The sequence below is a fragment of the Streptomyces sp. CNQ085 genome (genome assembly GCF_022614595.1).
Lineage (GTDB): Bacteria > Actinomycetota > Actinomycetes > Streptomycetales > Streptomycetaceae > Streptomyces.
This window is the reverse complement of record NZ_JAJFAU010000104.1, coordinates 1-17648: the sequence shown is the minus strand read 5'-3', so window position 1 is coordinate 17648 and position 17648 is coordinate 1. Positions and strand designations below refer to the sequence as shown.

The following is a 17648-nucleotide window of genomic DNA, read 5'->3' as shown; positions in this document are numbered from 1 at the left end:
GCCGGGGTGACGGGCCCGGCGAGGGCGGCGGGCAGCTCGGCCAGGGCACGGATGACGCGCACGCCCTCGGCGGGCGTCCCGGCCCGGCCGCCGCCCCAGCCGGTGTCCCCGCGGTCCAGCCAGTACGCGTGCAGGCCCGCGTCGCGCGCCCCCACCGCGTCGACCTCGTGGTCGTTGCCGACGTAGGCCACCTCGTGCGGCTCCAGGCCCAGCAGGGCGCAGCCGGCCAGGAAGATGCCCGGCGCGGGCTTGGCCTCGCCGTGCTCCACCGAGCAGACCAGCGCCTGCCCGAAATACCCCAGCAGGCCGATGGCCTCCAGCTTCTCGCGCTGGTGCGGCAGCGAGGAGTTGGAGACCGCGCCCAGGCGGTAGCGGGGCGCGAACTCGGTCAGGACGGCCGGGGCGCCGTCCATGGCCCTGCGCGCGGCGTCCCGGCGGGCCGTGTAGCCGGCGAACCAGGCGCCGGCCTCCTGGTCGGGCATCTCCTCCGCCCCCGGCCGCCCCAGGCTGGCCAGGAAGCGGCGCACCCGGGCGCGCCGGTGCTCGGCGAAGGTGATCTCACCGGCGGTGTAGCGGGCGTACTCGGCCCGGGTGACCTCCCGCCAGAGCCGGACGGCCGCGGCGGGCTCGGGGAAGCGGTCCAGCAGGTCCTCGGCCGCGAGGTGGGCCAGCAGCCCCGCCTCGTCCGCCCCCGAGTAGTCGAACAGTGTGTCGTCGATGTCGAACAGCACCCCGCGTACCGCCACCACGCCGCCCCTTCCCGCTCGCCTGTCCAGGTGCCCCGGCGGCCACCCGGCCTCGCTGTGCCGCGAGCATGGCACGCGCCGCCACAGCGGCCAAGGGTCGCGTTCGGTCACTCTCCGGCGTATTCGCCGGGCCCCTCGGCCCGCTCCGCCTCCCCGGCCGCGTCCGCGTCGGCCCTCGTGCGGTGCACGGCGCCGTGCGGGTGCTCGGGCGGGGCGTGGAGGGAGTACAGCCTCAGCGGCTCCTCGCCGGTGTTGACCACGTTGTGCCAGGTCCCGGCCGGGACGAGGACCACCCAGTCGTCGACGACCTCCCGGTCGAAGGACGTCCGGTCCCTCTCCGGCCCCATCAGCACCCGGCCCCGCCCGGCCTCCACCCGCAGGAACCGGTCGCGGTCGATGTGCGTCTCCGGGCCGGTCTCGCCGCCCGGCTCGATGCTCATCACCGTCAGCTGGAGGTTCGTGCCGGTCCACAAGGTGGTGCGGAAGCGGTCGTTGGTCAGGGTCGCCTGCTCGATGTCCAGCGCGTGGGGGCGCGGCCCGTGGTCCCTGAACGCCTCGGAGCTCATGGGGTACTCCTTCCGTCGCGTACCGGCATTATCGGCGGTGACCGGCGCCGGGGCGGGGACCGCCGTTCCGGCGCGCGCACGACGGCGGCGCGGGCACGTACCCGGATACGTGACCGGGCCGTCAGGCCATCAGCCCCTTGAGCTCGCCGGTCTCCAGCACGACCCCCACCGGGTCGGGCAGCCGCAGCTCCTCGCCGAGGCCGGCCGTGGTGTGGACGTCCCGGTAGCGACCCTTCTCCGGGTTGGAGTGCACGACCAGCTCATGACGCTCGCGGTCCACCAGCAGGTACACCGGGATGCCGGCCGCCGCGTACCCGTCGGGCTTCTCGGTGCGGTCCCTGCCGGGACGGGTGGATGTGACCTCCACGGCCATCAGCACACCGGCGGGGTCCGACCACTCGCCACGCCCGGCGAAGTACATCTCCGGGGCCAGCACCCCGTCCGGCCGGGCCCGGCCACTGCCGTACTCCTCCACGACGAGCCCCTGCTCGGGGTACAGGTACAGCTCGGGTCGCTGCACCATGCACCGCTTGAGAAGCCACCTGATGATCTCTCCATGATCCCCGTCCGGCACCGGCTTGACCCTCAGCTCTCCACGTACGAATTCCAGCTTCACCGTCTGCGGGGCGGCGGCTTCGAGCTGCTCGAACTCCTCGACGCTCATCTGCGCGGAGCCGTTCGTCTGTGCGGACCGATCGATGGCCATGGTCATCACGGTTCTCCCTTCGCCTCCACGGTAGCGGCGGCGCCCGCCCCGTGCGCACGGTGACGGCGCCCCCGCGCGGGAGGAACCGGGAAGTCCGGCAACCGCCCGAGAGGGTGACCGGGGCGGCGGACGGGCCGGTGCGACCGTGTCTTCCGCTCCTCTCCCACCGGACGCGGTCACCGCCCGGCCCCGGACCGGGCCTCGTCCAGGGCGGTGGCGGACAGCACGTCGGGAACGGTCGGTGCGACCGGAACGGCCGGGACGGCGCCCGTCGCGCAGGCCGCCGCACCGACGCCGAGTACGTTCGCGGCGGCGAGTACGACGCCTGCCACGAGTCCGTCCGGCTCCGGCAGCCGGAGGGGACGGCGGGCGCTCACCCGGTCACCTCCCGGATCGCGTCCGGCTCGGTGGTCCACTCCACGCCGCCCCCGACCGGGGCCAGCCACGCCACCGGCGGACCGCTCCCCGGCCGGAACACCGGGACCGCGCACACGGCGGTGCCGCCGTCCGGCTCGGGGCAGACCGCCCGCAGGACCCCGGTCCGCCCGGTGGCGGTGTCCAGCACGGTCCGCCCCAGCAGCGGGTGGTCCCGGTGCCCCAGCCCGGTTTCCCGCCCCGTCTCCCGCCCGGCCGCCCTCACCGCACGCTCCTCAGGCCGCCGACCTCGGCCCACCAGCGCGGCTCGCGCCTGCCCTCGCACCGCAGCAGAGCACGCGCCGGGCGGCCCGCACCCTCGGTGTAGACCTTCCCCGAGGCGTCCCGCAGGAGCAGCACCACTCCGACACGGCCCGTACCGGTGTCCAGGACCCGTATGCCGACCGCGGGCCAGGAGGGGAACGCTCCGGTGGACGCGGGGCCGCCTGTGGTCGTGGTCATCGTCGTCGTCATCGCCTCGTTCCGAACTACCGGGATCCGGCCGCCGTCTCCCGCTCCCCCGGGCGGGCCCACGGCTCCTGTCTTCGCCCAGTCAACGGCCGCGTGCCGCGGGGGGTAAGGAAATGCCGGAGCCCCACGGACCGTCCTCAACCGGAAATTTCCCCCTTCGACTTCTACTCAGTGCCTCCGAATGGCTACTCTGAGTCAGTGCAGAGGAACCAGGACCTCAGAAGTCGCATGCTCGAAGCGGGCCTCACCCAGGAGGAGTTGGCCGAGGCCGTCAACCTCCGGCTGCGCGCCGACGGGCACGAGGGCACCGTCAGCGACCGGACGGTGCGCAACTGGCTGGCCGGAAAGACGGTTTGGCCGCATGCTCGGCAGAGGCAGGCTTTGGAAGCGGTGTTCGGTCGCGCCGTCGAGGAGTTGGGCTTCACACCTCCGGCGGGCAGGCAGGACACCGCGCTCCCACCACCGCAGGAGGATCCCGTGCGACGCCGTCACTTCCTCACCGCCACCACCGGGACGACCGCCGCAGCCGTCCCCCTGGTCGCCGCCTCCCGGCCGTCCTCCGTCGGCACCTCCGACGTGATCCGGCTGCGCGAGGGCCTGGAGGCCCTGACCACTCTGGACCAGTCCCGGGGCGGGCACGACGGCCTGGAACGCACGGCACTGTCCAGTGCCGGCCAGGCGCTGAGGTTGCAGGAGCGGGCAGCATCCCAGCGCATCCGGCAACGCCTGTTCGGCGTGGCGGCCGACTACACGGCGGCTGCCGCCTGGTCCGCGATCGACGCCCGCCACCCCGAGCACGCTCAGCGGTATCTGGACCGCGCGCTGTACCTGTCACGGATGTCCAAGAACCACACCGCGGAACTGAGAGTGTGGAACTCGTACGCGATGCTGGCCCGTGAGAGCAGGAATTACACACAGGCCGTGGACGCCGCGCAGGCAGCCCAGACCACCACTGCCGCTCGCCGTGACCCGTTCCTCGCCTCGCTCGCCCATGCCCGCACCGCGACCGGCCATGCCTACCTCGGTGACCGCCAGGCCGCTCTGCGGTCCCTCGGCTATGCCGAAGAGGCCCTCTCCAAGGCCGATCCGGGGGCACCTCGGCCGAGCTGGACCGTCTTCTACGGTCCCGGGGAGCTGCACGGGCTCACCTCGATCGTCCACCACCAACTCGGTGATCCGGCCAAAGCCGAGGCCGCCGCCCACAGGGACCTGGCCGCCACCCCAGCCCGATTCCGCCGCAACCGGGCCCTGGCTACGGTCTGGCTCGCCCTGGCACAACTCCACCAGCACGATGTCGAGCAGGCATGCGCTACAGCCGAGACCGTCTTCGACCTGATGGAAGACGATCCCCTCCCCGGCAGGATGCGTTCCCTTCTCGGCGACTTCCACCGCGACCTGATCACCATCGCCCCCGACTCCGCCGCCGCGCGGGAGTGGGGCGACCGTCACCGCAACGAATGGACCCTGGCATGACGATCACCGCCGGTCTGGACCTGCGTCACTACGCCCACGAGGACCTGCCCGACATCCGGCAGACCCTTCTGGACGTACATGCCGACGCCTACGCGGACCGCCTGGACGACCCGTTCGTCCAGCGCTTCTCCTGGTTCGTGGACCACTGGGGCGGCAATCCCGGTTTCTCCTGCCTGATCGGCTACGACGACGAGGAGCCGGTGGGCTACGCGTACGGCGCTCCCTCCACCCCAGGCCGCGAGTGGTGGCGGGAGTTCCTGGACCCGGCTCCCGAGGCGTCCCGCACGTTCGCCCTCTCGGAGCTGATGGTGCGCCCGCGCTGGCGCAAGACCGGCGCCTCCCGGCTCCTGCACCACGGGCTGCTGGCGAAGCGCGAGGAGGACCTGGCCGTCCTCTCCGTGGACGTCAGGCGCCCCAAGGTGCAGGCCCTGTACGAGTCGTGGGGTTACCGGAAGGTCGGCGAGCAGCAGCCCTTCGCCGACTCGCCGCTCTTCGCGGTGATGCTCGCCGAACTGCCGCTGCCTGACTGACCGTTCCCTACTCCGCCTCTCCCTCGTCCACGACCTCTCCCCCGAGCGCCTCGGCGATGGCCTTGAACTCGTTGAGGGCGGCCTGGAGATCCTGGACGATCTCCTGCGCGATCTCCTCGGGGGCGAGGTCGCTGTCCGCGTCCTCGAGTGCGGGGTCCTTCATCCACGTGATGTCGAGGTTGACCTTGTCCCGTTTGATCAGGTCGTCGTACTCGAAGACCCGCCAGGGCCCTTCCGGCGACTCCGAGGGAACCCGGCTCTCGCGCGGCTCGCCGGGACGGTAAGCGGTGACGAACTCGTCCAGGTGGGCCCGGGTCATCGGGCGCTTCTTCAGCGTGAAGTGCCGGCCGGTGCGGAAGTCGTAGATCCAGGTGCGGGCGGTATGGGGCTTCCCGTCCGCGCGCGGGGACTTCTTCTCGAAGAACAGGACGTTCGCCTTGACGCCCGGTGCGTACCAGATGCCCGTGGGCAGGCGCAGGATCGTGTGCAGGTCGAACTCGTCGAGCAGCCGGCGGCGGATCTTCTCACCGGCCCCGCCCTCGAACAGCACGTTGTCCGGCAGGACGACGGCGGCGCGTCCACCGACGGCCGTCAGCGACATGATGTGCTGGAGGAAGTTGAGCTGCTTGTTGGTCGTGGTGGCGGTGAAGTCGTCGCGGTCGTACTCGACGTCCTCCTTCTCCACCGTGCCGTCCTGCCCGATCACGGTGATCGCGGACTTCCGCCCGAAGGGAGGGTTCGCGAGGACCAGCGTCGCGTGACGGCCGCTGGGCTTCTTCGCGAGGGCGTCGCCGACACTGACCAGGCTGCGGCCATCGCTGGTGCCGATGCCGTGCAGCAGCATGTTCATCGCCGCGAGACGGGCGGTGCCGGTGACCAGCTCGTTGCCGTGGATGTGCTTGCCCTGCTGCAACTCGGCGCGCTTGGCTGTCTCGAGGTCCCGCATGTGGTGCTTGCGCAGGTAGGTGTGCGCGGCGATCAGGAAGCCGCCGGTGCCGCAGGCCGGGTCGGCGATGGTGTCGTCCGGCGTGGGCTGCATGACGTCGACGATCGCGTCGATCAGCGCGCGGGGGGTGAAGTACTGGCCGGCGCCGGTCTTGGTGTCGGATGCGCCCTTGCTGAGCAGTCCCTCGTAGGCGTCGCCCTTGAGGTCCGTGCCCTTGACGGTCCACTGCTCCTTGCCGATCAGCTCGATGACCAGCTTCTCCAGCAGGGCGGGCTTGGTGATGCGGTTCTGCGCCTCGGCGAAGATCGTCCCGATCGTCGTGCCGGGACGGCGGCCGAGGTTGTCGAGAATGTCGCGGTAGTGCCGCTCAAGCTCGACACCGCGCTTGGTGACCAGGGACTTCCAGCTGTACTCGGGCGGGACGATCTGTGTGATCTCGTCGTCGTCCCACGCGTTCTCGGCCAACTCGTCGACCATCTTGAGGAACAGCAGGTAGGAGAGCTGTTCGACGTAGTCGATGGTGGACAGGCCGTTGTCGCGGAGAACGTTGCAGTAGTTCCACAGCTTCGCGACCAGCGCGTTGGTCTGCGCGGACGCCTGCGCCCGGACCTCGGGACTCGGCTCGGTGGCGGGGGTGTCGGCGACGGTGGTCACAGCGGGAGCTCCTGCTGGGTGGAGGTGCGGGGCGCGGAGGTCGGCTCCGGAGCCGGGGCGGTGGAGGTCTTGCGCGGCGCGGCCCTGCGCGTGCGCTTCGGCTTGGGCTGAGCCGCCCGCTCGGCGCGAATCCGTTCGAGCAGCACGGAGGCCGGCTCGTCGTCGGGGTCCTGGGGGACCAGTTGGCCGGTGAAGGCTTTGCGCAGCAGGGCCTTACGAAGGGAAGCGCTCCGGGAACTTGCCAGCGCTAGCGAATTCCTTGCCGAAACAGTGTACTTTTCCCAGCGGTCAGCGGCCTCAGCCAAAGACTCCTGACGATCCAAGGGCGGCAACGGAATTTCAACGGACTTCACCTTTGAAGTACTCAGCGTGTACAGGCCGCTCGTGGAACGCGCCACCTCCCTCAACTGCTCAATAACGAGAGGGGAGTTCCAAACCAGCTCCAAATATCTGGAGTTCAAAAGTGGCCCAGGGCGAACTCGAATCAGATGATTCTGATGGACAGCGTCTCGAATCTCTTCACGCCAGACCGCTGCACGCCCAATCTGGTCCGAACTACCGTTCCCTTCAACGACGAGAAGGTCACCGCTCTTCAGGCGATGACGCTCAAACTCGCCATCGAATAGTTCAACCCGATGGATCTCATCGAGCCACAGTTCACCGCGCCCGACATTGGCAACCCTAAGAAAAGGGTAATGATTCTGAAGCGGCGCCCTCTTGCGCTGCTTCTGAATTCCTCCACTCACTTCGGCGACCGCGTCAACTCGGACCGTTTCGCAACTTGTCACACACCCTTCAAGGTCCCCCTTTGCCACTGCCGTCATGACAGAATCCCAGAGGTTAAAGGAACGCCTGACGCTTCGCGCCACCCCGGCTACAGCCGCATCCAGGCGGGAAATATGCACTTCAAGCGCATCGGCGATCCGCTGCTGCTCCGCGAGTGGCGGCACAGGAATTGGCAAACGGCGAATTTCACCGAGCCCGAGACGTGACCTTCCCACGCCTCTGACGCGCCCTTGTGCGTAGGCCCTCACCTGAGGGGAGAGAAGGGCATACAGAACCCACTTGTTTTGGATTTTCGGGTGCATGCGAGCGCGGATAACATCCGCTTTGACAATGGCAGGTTCATCAATTTCAGGAACTATGGCTACTCGCGGCAGAACCTCACCAAGCGACGCCAGCAAGAAGTCTCCGGCCACGGCTTCATGCGCTCGCAACGTTTCAAAGTGGTCCAGGCTAATGTGCGCACGTTCATCACGAAAGAATCCGTCTCCAACGTTCTGGAGCCGGAAAACACGGGCGCCACTATCTGTGTAGTGCGCTGACTTGAGGTTGGACCCGAAGGGGCCATCGGTGATTGGGCGGGGCTCAACTGCCAGCAGGTCTTCAAGACATGCCCATACCCACCCGGCCGGAAGTTCCGTGTCGTTCAAGCCAGTTCCTGGTTCAGTTCGCCCAACAGTTCCTGCGCCCGGGTCCTGCCGCCGAAGGCGTGGGTGAAGCCGATGCGGCCGCCGTGGGCGCTGAACGGTTCGATGTCGAGCTCCTTGGACTCGATGCCCACGTCGCTCGCGATCGCGTCGCGAATCCGTTCCAGCCACCACAGCTGGTCGTCGGTGAACTCCACGCCCGTCTGCCGCTGCCGCAGCAGCCAGCCCTGGAAGCGCTCCTCGACAACAGTACGGTAGGGCCGTAACTGGTCATCGGCGCCCAGCTCGTAGCGGATCAGCGCGATGAGGTCGCCCGGTCCGGCCTCCCGGCCGGGGTAGGCGGCGGCGCGGCCGAGTTCCTCGTAGTGCTGCCACAGTATGGTCGGCGTCCACGCCCGCTTCCCGGCCTGGATCGTGCCCGCCAGCTCCTGGAGCGCCGCCCGCTTCTCGGCCACCGAGCGGGGTCCGCTGCCGGAGCCGAGGGCGATCTGGACGGCGGCGTTGCGGTCCCTCTCCGCCCTGGTGACGACCCGTTCCCACTCGGCCAGTTCCTGGCGGGCGCGTTCGGCGCGGTCCACCTCGACGGTGCCGGTGACGGTGACGGCGGTGGTCTCGTCATAGGTGAGGTCCTGCCGGTGGCGGATCTCGACGATCAGCTTCCGCAGCTCGGGGTTGCCGGTGAGCGGGGCGATCGCGTCGGTGACGAGCTTCCGCGCGGCCCGCTCGCCGCCCTCCCTCAGGGCCGCGTCCTGCCGGTCGACGTCGACGGCGTCGGTCAGGGAGCGGGTCAGCGCGGTGAGGGTGGTGCCCTTGCCGACCTCCGCGACGCGCGCGCGTTCGCCGTCGGTGAGCTGCCGGTCGACACGGGCCAGGCGCCGGGCCAGGGTCTCGGCCTCGTCGGTGCTCAGGGAGAGCGCGGCGGTCTTGTCGAGGAGCTTGCCCAGCGAGACCTGCCGGTCGCCGGCCGGCATCAGCGGGCGGGCGTCCACGAGCGGGGAGTCGGTGACCCCGACCGCGTCGACCAGGACGAAACGGTCCTTGACCAGGTCGGCGGCCGCCTCCGGGGTGACGGCACGCAGCTCGTCGGGGTCGATGGAACGGGCGCCTCGGCCCTTCATCTGCTCGAACAGCACCGGGCTCCGCACCGACCGCAGGAAGATCACGCACTCCAGGGCCTTCACGTCGGTACCGGTGGCGATCATGTCCACGGTAACGGCGACGCGCAGGCGCGGGGAGTTGCGGAGGTCGTTGATGAGGTCGTCGGGGTTGTCGCCGTTCTGCCGCGACCTGTAGGTGATCTTCTTGGCGAAGTCGTCCCCCCGCCCGAAGACCTCCTTGACCTGCTTCAGCACCTCCTCGGCGTGGTCCTCCCCCACCGCGAAGACCAGCGTCTTGGGGACCTCGGCGCGGCCGGGGAACCAGCGCGGCCAGGTGTTCCGGTAGAGGGTGAGGACCTGGCGGATCTCGTCCTCCGTGATCACCGAGCGGCCCAGTTCCCGGGTGGTGTACTCGAAGTCGTTCTCGAGTTCCTCGTAGCGCTGTGCGCGGGTCCTGCGGTCGCGGACGCGGACGGTGGTGCCGGCCTCGATCGTGGCGCCGCCCTCCTCGCGCAGGTCGGTGCTGACACGGACGATGTCGAAGTCGACGTTCACACCGTCGGCGACGGCCTGCTCGAAGGTGTACTCGGAGACGAGGTTGTTGTCGAAGAACCCCTTGGTCTGCGGCGTCGGTGTCGCGGTCAGGCCCACCAGGTGGGCGTCGAAGTACTCCAGGACCGCGCGCCACAGGCCGTAGATGGAGCGGTGGCACTCGTCCACGACGATCACGTCGAAGGACTCGATCGGCACGCTGGGCTGGTACTCCACCGCCACGGGGGCGCTCAGAGAGTACGCGTCGTCGGGGGCTTCCGCCTCCGCCCCGGCTTTCCCGGCCTTCCCGGCTTTCCCGGCCTTCCCGCTCCGCTCGCCCTCGACGGCCTCCCTCTCGTCCTCGGCCGCGTCGTCGTCGGTCAGCGGCTCGCCCTTGAGCAGGGAGTACATCTTCTGGATGGTGCACACCACCACCGCCGAGGTCTGCTGGATCCCGGCGGCGCCGAGGCGGTCGACGTTGTAGACGTCGGTGAAGGCGCGGTTCTCGTCCGGCGTCCGGTAGCGGCGGAACTCGCCCAGCGCCTGCCGTCCCAGGTTGTTGCGGTCCACCAGGAACAGCACCCGCCTGGCCCCGGCGTGTCTGAGCAGGCGGTGGGTGGCGGTGACGGCGGTGTAGGTCTTGCCCGCGCCGGTGGCCATCTGGATCAGCGCCCGCGGGCGGTCCTGTGCGAGCGACGCCTCCAGGTTCCGGATCGCGTCGAACTGCGCCCGGCGCAGCCCGTGGGGCTCCAGGACCGGCATCCGCTCCTTCAGCGCGGCCCGGAAGGTGGCGCCCCCGTCACCGGCCTCGTCCGCGCGGCGCATCCACTTCGCGATCGTCTCGGGGCGGTGGAAGGCGAACACCTCCCGCGAACGCGCCTCCGGGTCGAGCCGGTTGACGAAGTACGTCTCCGTGCCGGTGGTGGCGTAGCGGAAGGCGAAGGGCTCGTCGCGGCGCCACACGCTCAGCGCGTAGTCCCGGTGGACGCCCCGGGCGTACCGCTCGTTCTGCGACAGCGCGCCGCTGAGGTGGGAGCCCTCGCGCTTGGCCTCGATGACGCCGACGATGCGCTGGTCGACGTAGAGGACGTAGTCGGCGCGGCCGGTTGCCAGGGTGAACTCCCGCACGGCCACTCCGCGGCCGGCCAGGGGGTTGAGGTCGGCGCGGTCCTGGACGAGCCAGCCGGCCGCCTTCAGGAGCGCGTCGACGCGCACCCGGGCCTGGACCTCGTTGAGCGGGGCCGGGCGCTTGGCCCGCTCGACGATCGCCTCCCGGGCCGAGGCGGCGATCCGGCGGGGCTGCCTGCGCTCCCGCTCGTACTCGGCCTGCTGCGCCTTGCGCAGTTCCTCGATCTGCGCCTGGAGCTGCTCCAGGCGCGAGGCCAGCGCGTTCCGGGACTGCCGGGCGCTGGCCATGAGCGCCTCGGCTTCCGCGCGGGCCCGCCGCTCGGCCTCCAGTCGGTTCTCGGTCTCGCTCAGCCGGATCCGGGACTGGGCGAGCGTGTCCCGGTGCCGGTCCAGCGTCCCGCGCAGTTCGGCCGCCTCGGCCGGGTCCTCCACCTTCTCCGGCATCGCCGGCGGCACGAAGGCCCGTACCGTGCGCGAGCCCGTGAGCGCCCGGTCGAAGAAGACGCCCAGCTCCCAGCAGAGCCGGACCGAGGACAGCGCGGCCGAGGTGTCGAAGAGGTGATCGTGCACGGCCTGGTTCCCGCTCAGCCGCAGTTCGTCGAAGGCTCCGCGCACCGGGGGCGTCAGGGCGCCCAGGTTGGCCAGTGCCCGCAGGCGGTCGACCTGCCGCGTGCCCTCCACCCTGATGCCGGTCCGCCGTACCAGTTCCTCGGCCAGCACCTCGCCGAACTGCCGGGCGCTGACCGACGCGGCGTTCGGGTTGGTGAAAACGTTCAGTTCGGCCTGGGAGCCGTAGAGCGCCAGCAGCGGCTGGTGCGTGTACAGCATCCCGAAGTTGGGCGATGCCTTCGCCAACTCGTGCAGCCGTCGAAGCTGGTCGTCCATTCCGCCCCGTCCCCCCGGACCCGAGTGGTGCACGTCAGATGTGACAGGCGCTCAGCCTAACCACCGGCGCCCGCCCCGGCACAGCCACCGCCTCGTACGGGCGGAGGGCGGTCCCGCCCAGGTCCTCCTCCGCTCCGGCGGCCGGTACCTGTTCGCGGACGGCGGCCTGCCCTCCTGGGACCGGACGTGCTGAGGTTCCTCGGCCGCGTCGGACAGTCATGCACGGGCGGCCGGGGCTCCCCGGCCGCTGGGGCGCGGGAGGCGGGGGCTGCGGCGGGCCGGACCGGGTGGCGGCAGACGAGCCGTGCTGTACGCCGGGTTCTGTCTCCGGTGGGCCTCGCGGCCCGCCGGGAGGCGGCCATCCATCTGGGACCGGTGTCGCCACCGGCCTCGTGCGGTCTACCCGCGGACTCGGGCGGGCCGCCCTCGGACATCCGCGCAGGGCCGCCGCCCCAGTGGGGCGACGTCCCCTCTTGACCTTGCTCCGGGTGGGGTTTACCGAGCCGCCCAGGTCACCCTGGGCGCTGGTGGTCTCTTACACCACCGTTTCACCCTTACCGGGGGCGGTGAGGCCCCCGGCGGTCTGTTTTCTGTGGCACTTTCCCGCGGGTCACCCCGGGTGGGCGTTACCCACCACCCTGCCCTGTGGAGCCCGGACGTTCCTCGACGCTCACCCCGTAAGGGTCCGCGCCGCGACCGCCCGCACGACTCGTCTGCCGTGCCGCCCATGCTATCCCGCCGCCGCGGGCGGCGCGGACCCGCGGGCGGCGGTGGCCGCGCGGCGGGAGCGGGCCGGGGCCGGCCGGGAATGGGGACGTACGCTGCTGAGCGCGCTGGTTTCCCGCGACGCGCGCACCACCTGTGAGGAGAACCGCCGTGCTCGTACTGCTGCCGCCGTCCGAGGGGAAGGCCGCCGGGGCGTGCGGTCCCGCGCTCGATCTGGAGGCGCTGTCGCTGCCGGGGCTGACGGGCGCGCGGGAGACGGTGCTGACGGAGCTGGTGGAGCTGTGCTCGGCCGACGAGGACAAGGCGCGCGAGGTGCTGGGGCTGAGCGAGGGCCTGCGCGGCGAGGTGGCGAGGAACGCGGGGCTGCGGACGGCCCCGACGCGCCCCGCCGGCGAGGTCTACACCGGCGTGCTCTACGACGCGCTGGACCTGGCCACGCTGGACGCGGCGGCGCGGGAGCGGGCCGGGCGGTGGCTGCTGGTGTTCTCGGGGCTGTGGGGCGCGGTGCGGATCGGTGACCCGGTCGCGCCCTACCGCTGCCCGGGCGGGGTGCGGCTGCCGGCGCTGGGGCCGCTGGGCCGGTACTGGCGGGAGCCGCTGGAGTCGGTGCTGCCGAAGGCGGCGGGGGAGGGGCCGGTGCTGGACCTGCGGTCGGCGGCGTACGGGTCGATGTGGAAGCCGAAGGGCGCTCTCGCCGAACGGACGGCGACGGTGCGGGTGCTTCAGTCCAGGATCGTCGGCGGTGTGGAGAAGCGGTCGGTGGTCAGCCACTTCAACAAGGCCACCAAGGGGCGGATGGTGCGCGCGCTGCTGCGCGAGGGCGTCGAGCCGGGCGGCCCGGCGGAGCTGGCCGCGGCGCTGCGCGGCCTGGGGTACGCGGTGGAGGCGGAGCCTCCGGCGAAGGGCGGGACGCCGTGGCGGCTGGACGTGGTGGTCACCGAACTCTGATTCATTGCACGGTGCGCAACGGGCGTTGCGGCGCGTGAGCGGGGTGGGCAGGATGGCCGCCATGACAGACGTGCCCGCACCGCCCACGCCGCCCGCGCCCCTGTCCTCCGTGCTCGCCCTGAGCCCCGTACTGCCGGTGGTCGTCCTCGACGGCGGGGCCGCCCCGGCCGAGGCCGTGCCCCTGGCGCGGGCACTGGTGGCCGGGGGGCTGCGCGGGGTGGAGATCACGCTGCGGACGGCGGACGCGCTGGAGGCGGTGCGCCGGGTCGCGGCGGAGGTGCCGCGGGCCGTGGTCGGCGCGGGCACGGTGCTCACCCCGGAGCAGGCGGTGGGAGCCCGGGAGGCCGGCGCCCGCTTCCTGGTCAGCCCCGGCTGGACGGACCGGCTGCTGGCGGCGGCGCGGGAGACGGGTGTGCCGCTGCTGCCGGGGGTCTCGACCGCCTCGGAGGTCATGGCGCTGCTGGAGCGCGGGGTGACGGAGATGAAGTTCTTCCCGGCCCGGGCGGCGGGCGGACCGGTGTATCTGCGGGCGCTGGCCTCGCCGCTGTCCCGGGCCCGGTTCTGCCCGACCGGCGGCGTCGGTCCGGATTCGGCGGCGGACTATCTGGCACTGCCCAACGTGCCGTGTGTGGGCGGCAGTTGGATGCTGCCGCCGGAGGCGGTGCGGGCGCGGGACTGGGGCCGGATCGAGCGTCTGGCCCGCGAGGCGGCCCGGCTGGGCGCGGGCGCGGGTACGGGCGTCCCCGCGAGCGCCGGCGGTACGGGCGGCGGGGGCGTCAGCGCAGGTGACCGGTGTCGTTGAGCAGCCGCAGCGAGGCGTTGCCGTCCGCGTAGTACGCCACCGCCGACAGCGAGGCCGCCGACAGCTCCATGCGGAACAGCGCCTCGGGCGGTGCGCCCAGGGCCGCGCACGCCAGCACCTTGACCGGTGTGACATGGGTGACCAGCAGCACCGTGCGGCCGGCGTGGCGGGTCAGGATCCGGTCGCGGGCGGCCTCGACGCGGCGGATGACGGAGGCGAAGGACTCGCCGCCGGTGGGCGCGGCCTCGGGCGAGGCCAGCCAGGCGTCCAGGTCGTCGGGGTACCGTTCGCGCACCTCGGCGAAGGTCAGCCCCTCCCAGGCGCCGAAGTCGGCCTCGCGCAGGTCGTGCTCGACCTCGACCCCCAGCCCCAGCCGGTCGGCTACCGCCCGCGCGGTCCGGCGGCAGCGCACCAGCGGCGAGCTGATCACCTGCTGGACGGTGCCGCGCGCCGCGAGGGCCGAGGCGGCCGCCTCGGCCTGGCGCAGCCCGGTGGCCGACAGCTCCGGGTCGGTGCCGCCGCTGCCGGAGAACCGTTTGAGGGGGGTGAGCGGGGTCTCGCCGTGGCGCAGCAGGACGAGGGTGGTGGGGGTGCCCATGTCCGCGCCCCAGCCCACCTGCGGGGTGCGCGGCTCCCCGCGCTCCGCGGGCTCGGTGGCGACCGCGGGTTCCGCCTCCTCCACCGGCGGCTCGTCGGCCGCGGTCAGGGCCGTAGGGTCGTCCGTCCCGGCGCCGCGCCCGGCGGCGGCGGTCGTGCGGTGGGTCTCGCGTACGGCCTGGCGTACGGCGGCCCGCGCCGCCGCCCGCGCCCCGGCCGAACTCTCGGGTGTGGCCGCCGGGACCCCGGCGGCCACGGGGAGGCCGGGGAGGGTGTCGGCGGGGGCACCGGCGTCGAGTTCGGCGGTGGAGTCGGCCGGACGCCACTCCTGGCCACGGCGGCCGGCGTCCATGGCCTCGTTCGCCAGCCGGTCGGCGTGCCTGTTCTCCTCGCGCGGGATCCACTGGTAGGTGACCGACTCCGGCGGGAGGACGGAGGCGGCCTCCAGCGCCAGCGGGCGCATGGCGGGATGCTTGATCTTCCAGCGGCCCGACATCTGCTCGACGACCAGCCTGGAGTCCATCCGCACCCGCACCAGGGCCCGCGGGTCGAGCGCGTGGGCCGCGCGCAGCCCGGCGATCAGGCCCCGGTACTCGGCGACGTTGTTGGTGGCGGTGCCGATGTACCCGGCCGTCTCCGACAGCGTCCGCCCGCTCGCGGCGTCGCGGACGACCGCGCCGTAGCCGGCCGGGCCCGGGTTGCCGCGGGACCCGCCGTCGGCCTCGACGACGAAGGTCCCGCGGGAGTCCGGGGAGCCGGGAGAGTCCGGGGAGTCCGGGGCCTGCTGCGGACCGGGCATCACAGTCCCGACTCGGGGGTGCGCACCAGGATCCGGCGGCAGTTCTCGCAGCGCACCACCGCGTCGGCCGGGGCCTGGCGGATGTCGTTCAGCTCGGTGATGTTCAGCTCCAGGCGGCAGCCCTCGCAGCGCCGCTGGTAGAGGCGGGCCGCGCCGACGCCGCCCTGCTGCTCGCGCAGCCTGTCGTAGAGCTTGAGCAGATCGGCCGGGACGGAGGCGGCCACGACCTGGCGCTCCTTGGTGACGGCGGCGGTCTCGGCGTCGATCTCCGTCAGCGCCGCGTCGCGCCGTGCCGCCGCGTCGTCGATGCGGGCCTGGACGGAGCCGGCCCGCTGCGCCAGCTCGGCCGCGCGTTCCTGGGCGGACTCGCGGCGCTCCATGATCTCCAGTACGACGTCCTCCAGGTCGCTCTGGCGCCGGGAGAGGGAGGCGATCTCGCGCTGGAGGTTCTCCAGGTCCTTGGGCGAGGTGACCGCGCCGGAGTCCAGACGCTGCTGGTCGCGGGCGGCGCGCTTGCGCACCTGGTCGACGTCCTGCTCGGCCTTGGTCTGCTCGCGGGCGGTGTCGCTCTCCTCGGTCCGGGCGGCGACCAGCAGGTCGCGCACCTGGGAGAGGTCGGCGGTCAGTCCCTCGATCTCGGCGTGCTCCGGCAGGTTCTTCCGCCGGTGGGCGAGCTGGGTGAGCCGGACGTCGAGGGCCTGGGCGTCGAGGAGGCGGATCTGGTCGGCGGGCTCGGCGTTCAGTTGGGGGCTCCTGTGATGGTGGTGGGGGCGGCGCCCTGGGCGGGGGCGGACGCCGTGTGGACGGTCCAGGGATCGGTGACCGTGCGGGAGACGTGGACGCGCAGCCCCCAGCCGTGCCGCTCGGACACCGCTTCGAGCTGGGCGGCGGCCTGCTCGCACCAGGGCCACTCGGTGGCCCAGTGCGCGGCGTCCACCAGCGCCGGCCCCGCGTGGGGGCCGCCGTGCCGTACGGCCTCGGAGGCCGGGTGGTGGCGCAGGTCGGCGGTGACGTAGGCGTCGACGCCGGCGGCCCGCACCTGGTCGAAGAGGCTGTCGCCGGAGCCGCCGCAGACCGCGACGGTGCCGACCGGACGGTCCGGGTCCCCGGCGGCCCGCACCCCCTGCGCGGTGGCGGGCAGCCGTGCGGCCACCCGTTCGGCGAAGCGGGCCAGCGGCTCGGGGGCGTCCAGTTCGCAGATCCGGCCCAGGCCGCGCCGTCCGGCCGGGTCGGTGGGGTCGGGCACCAGCGGGCCGGTGATCCGCAGGCCGAGGGCCCCGGCGAGGGCGTCGGAGACGCCGGGGTCGGCGCGGTCGGCGTTGGTGTGCGCCACGTGGAGAGCGGTGCCGGCCCGGATCAGGTCGTGCACGACCCGGCCCTTGAAGGCGCCGGCGAAGACCGTGGTGGTGCCGCGCAGATAGAGGGGGTGGTGGGTCAGCAGCAGGTCGGCGCCGAGCTCCACCGCCTCGGCGGCGGTCTCCCGCACCGGGTCGACGGCGACCAGCACCCGGCCGACCTCGGCGTCGGGGTCCCCGCAGACCGTTCCGACCGCGTCCCACTGCTCGGCCCGCTCGGGGGGCCACAGTTCGTCGAGTGCGGCGATGACATCGGAGAGTGCAGGCACGGGTGAGAGGTTACCTGCCGTGCGCCCCGGTGTGCGGGGCCGGGCGGAGCACACCGGGCGCCTCCCTTCCGGCGTAACGGCCCGCCGTCCCCCGTACGTGTGAAGGCGTCCCGCTCGGGCCGTCCGACGGGGAGCGCGAAAACTACCGTCCTCACCGGAGGTGATGGGCTGATGACCATCAGTACCGTCGAGGCCGCCCGGAGCGATGGCGCGAAAGCGGCGCACCCCGGCCTCACGATCGCCGCGGACGGCTCCTACGCGGCCCGGCTCGCGCCGGCCGGGGACGGGCGCGGCCTGATCCCGGAGCGCTGGACGCTGGACGGCCCGGAGCCGTACGCGGTCCCACTGCCGGGGCCGCGCCCGGAGGGACCGAGCGCCCAGGTGCTCCCGCTGCCCGACGGGCGGGTGCTGATCTGCCGTGCGGCCGGCGGCCGGTACGACCTCGCGCTGCTCTATCCCACCGGCCCGGGCACCGGCGAGCTACCGCTGGGCTCGGTGGGCTGCGGGCGGCTGCGGCTGCTGCCGCCCGCCCCGCACGGCTCGCACGGCCTGCCGGTCCACGCGCTCGCCCCCGG

At 72.4% G+C, this 17648-nt stretch carries 16 protein-coding genes, 1 other RNA gene and 1 pseudogene; 5 read left to right on the top strand and 13 right to left on the bottom strand.

Features of this window, described 5'->3' with window-relative positions; all coding sequences use genetic code 11:
* The 6 genes from LJ221_RS17090 to LJ221_RS17065 all read right to left on the bottom strand — a co-directional run.
* Positions 1 to 749, bottom strand: a 749-nt coding sequence (locus tag LJ221_RS17090; protein ID WP_241717597.1) for an HAD family hydrolase, incomplete at its 3' end; no start/stop codon positions are given.
* A gap of 104 nt (positions 750 to 853) precedes the next feature.
* On the bottom strand, positions 854 to 1312 hold the full coding sequence (locus tag LJ221_RS17085; protein WP_241717596.1) for a cupin domain-containing protein: 459 nt from the start codon (positions 1310 to 1312) through the stop codon (positions 854 to 856).
* A 121-nt stretch (positions 1313 to 1433) separates the two neighbouring features.
* Positions 1434 to 2024 (bottom strand): Uma2 family endonuclease, encoded by a 591-nt coding sequence (locus tag LJ221_RS17080; RefSeq protein ID WP_241717595.1) that lies wholly within the window; start codon positions 2022 to 2024, stop codon positions 1434 to 1436.
* Between the two features lie 170 nt (positions 2025 to 2194).
* Positions 2195 to 2395 carry a hypothetical protein gene (locus LJ221_RS17075; RefSeq protein WP_241717594.1) on the bottom strand — a complete coding sequence of 67 codons (201 nt, stop codon included), beginning with the start codon at positions 2393 to 2395 and terminating at the stop codon, positions 2195 to 2197.
* The gene (locus tag LJ221_RS17070) at positions 2392 to 2658 is read right to left on the bottom strand and encodes a hypothetical protein (protein ID WP_241717593.1); all 267 of its coding nucleotides are present in this window, start codon (positions 2656 to 2658) and stop codon (positions 2392 to 2394) included. Before LJ221_RS17070 ends, LJ221_RS17075 begins: the two co-directional genes overlap by 4 nt.
* Entirely contained in the window at positions 2655 to 2894 is a 240-nt protein-coding gene (locus tag LJ221_RS17065; protein WP_241717592.1) for a hypothetical protein, read from the bottom strand. The genes LJ221_RS17070 and LJ221_RS17065 overlap by 4 nt, the downstream gene beginning before the upstream one ends.
* Before the next feature lie 207 nt (positions 2895 to 3101).
* Between LJ221_RS17065 and LJ221_RS17060 the strand changes: the two genes are divergently transcribed.
* Together LJ221_RS17060 and LJ221_RS17055 are read left to right on the top strand one after the other, a co-directional pair.
* Positions 3102 to 4376, top strand: coding sequence for a helix-turn-helix transcriptional regulator (locus LJ221_RS17060; RefSeq protein WP_241717591.1), 1275 nt, complete (start codon positions 3102 to 3104; stop codon positions 4374 to 4376).
* Complete coding sequence (locus LJ221_RS17055; RefSeq protein WP_241717590.1) at positions 4373 to 4906, top strand: GNAT family N-acetyltransferase; 534 nt, start codon at positions 4373 to 4375, stop codon at positions 4904 to 4906. Before LJ221_RS17060 ends, LJ221_RS17055 begins: the two co-directional genes overlap by 4 nt.
* 7 nt (positions 4907 to 4913) lie before the next feature.
* Here the strand turns inward: LJ221_RS17055 and LJ221_RS17050 are convergent, their stop codons facing one another.
* The 4 genes from LJ221_RS17050 to rnpB form a co-directional block, all read right to left on the bottom strand.
* Complete coding sequence (locus LJ221_RS17050; RefSeq protein ID WP_241717589.1) at positions 4914 to 6506, bottom strand: class I SAM-dependent DNA methyltransferase; 1593 nt, start codon at positions 6504 to 6506, stop codon at positions 4914 to 4916.
* A complete protein-coding gene (locus tag LJ221_RS17045) occupies positions 6503 to 7939 on the bottom strand; it encodes a restriction endonuclease subunit S (RefSeq protein ID WP_241717588.1) in 1437 nt (478 codons plus the stop codon). Before LJ221_RS17045 ends, LJ221_RS17050 begins: the two co-directional genes overlap by 4 nt.
* Entirely contained in the window at positions 7936 to 11577 is a 3642-nt protein-coding gene (locus LJ221_RS17040) for a DEAD/DEAH box helicase family protein (RefSeq protein WP_241717587.1), read from the bottom strand. The genes LJ221_RS17045 and LJ221_RS17040 overlap by 4 nt, the downstream gene beginning before the upstream one ends.
* Before the next feature lie 294 nt (positions 11578 to 11871).
* Positions 11872 to 12289, bottom strand: an RNA gene (gene rnpB, locus LJ221_RS17035) — RNase P RNA component class A.
* A gap of 164 nt (positions 12290 to 12453) precedes the next feature.
* On the opposite strand from rnpB, the gene yaaA reads away from it, so the two are divergent.
* Entirely contained in the window at positions 12454 to 13251 is a 798-nt protein-coding gene (gene yaaA / locus LJ221_RS17030) for a peroxide stress protein YaaA (RefSeq protein ID WP_241717586.1), read from the top strand.
* A gap of 61 nt (positions 13252 to 13312) precedes the next feature.
* Positions 13313 to 14053: a bifunctional 4-hydroxy-2-oxoglutarate aldolase/2-dehydro-3-deoxy-phosphogluconate aldolase gene (eda, locus tag LJ221_RS17025; RefSeq protein ID WP_241717585.1), complete on the top strand. Its 741-nt coding sequence runs from the start codon at positions 13313 to 13315 to the stop codon at positions 14051 to 14053.
* Here eda and LJ221_RS17020 read toward each other — a convergent pair.
* Genes LJ221_RS17020 through LJ221_RS17010 form a run of 3 tightly spaced genes read right to left on the bottom strand, consistent with a single transcriptional unit; the run spans position 14028 to position 17073 of the window.
* On the bottom strand, positions 14028 to 15449 hold the full coding sequence (locus LJ221_RS17020) for a bifunctional RNase H/acid phosphatase (protein WP_241717584.1): 1422 nt from the start codon (positions 15447 to 15449) through the stop codon (positions 14028 to 14030). The two genes, eda and LJ221_RS17020, sit on opposite strands and share 26 nt — an antisense overlap.
* Positions 15449 to 16192 carry a zinc ribbon domain-containing protein gene (locus LJ221_RS17015; protein ID WP_241717598.1) on the bottom strand — a complete coding sequence of 248 codons (744 nt, stop codon included), beginning with the start codon at positions 16190 to 16192 and terminating at the stop codon, positions 15449 to 15451. The genes LJ221_RS17020 and LJ221_RS17015 overlap by 1 nt, the downstream gene beginning before the upstream one ends.
* Positions 16189 to 17073, bottom strand: coding sequence for a Nif3-like dinuclear metal center hexameric protein (locus LJ221_RS17010; RefSeq protein WP_241717583.1), 885 nt, complete (start codon positions 17071 to 17073; stop codon positions 16189 to 16191). The genes LJ221_RS17015 and LJ221_RS17010 overlap by 4 nt, the downstream gene beginning before the upstream one ends.
* A gap of 171 nt (positions 17074 to 17244) precedes the next feature.
* On the opposite strand from LJ221_RS17010, the pseudogene LJ221_RS17005 reads away from it, so the two are divergent.
* Positions 17245 to 17648, top strand: a pseudogene (locus tag LJ221_RS17005) (hypothetical protein); the annotation flags it as partial.

Bases quoted from the DNA above. Each gene is read 5' to 3' on its own strand.
- LJ221_RS17085 (WP_241717596.1), bottom strand. From the start codon at position 1,312: ATGAGCTCCGAGGCGTTCAGGGACCACGGGCCGCGCCCCCACGCGCTG.
- LJ221_RS17080 (WP_241717595.1), bottom strand. From the start codon at position 2,024: ATGACCATGGCCATCGATCGGTCCGCACAGACGAACGGCTCCGCGCAG.
- LJ221_RS17065 (WP_241717592.1), bottom strand. From the start codon at position 2,894: ATGACCACGACCACAGGCGGCCCCGCGTCCACCGGAGCGTTCCCCTCC.
- LJ221_RS17055 (WP_241717590.1), top strand. From the start codon at position 4,373: ATGACGATCACCGCCGGTCTGGACCTGCGTCACTACGCCCACGAGGAC.
- LJ221_RS17040 (WP_241717587.1), bottom strand. From the start codon at position 11,577: ATGGACGACCAGCTTCGACGGCTGCACGAGTTGGCGAAGGCATCGCCC.
- eda (WP_241717585.1), top strand. From the start codon at position 13,313: ATGACAGACGTGCCCGCACCGCCCACGCCGCCCGCGCCCCTGTCCTCC.
- LJ221_RS17020 (WP_241717584.1), bottom strand. From the start codon at position 15,449: ATGCCCGGTCCGCAGCAGGCCCCGGACTCCCCGGACTCTCCCGGCTCC.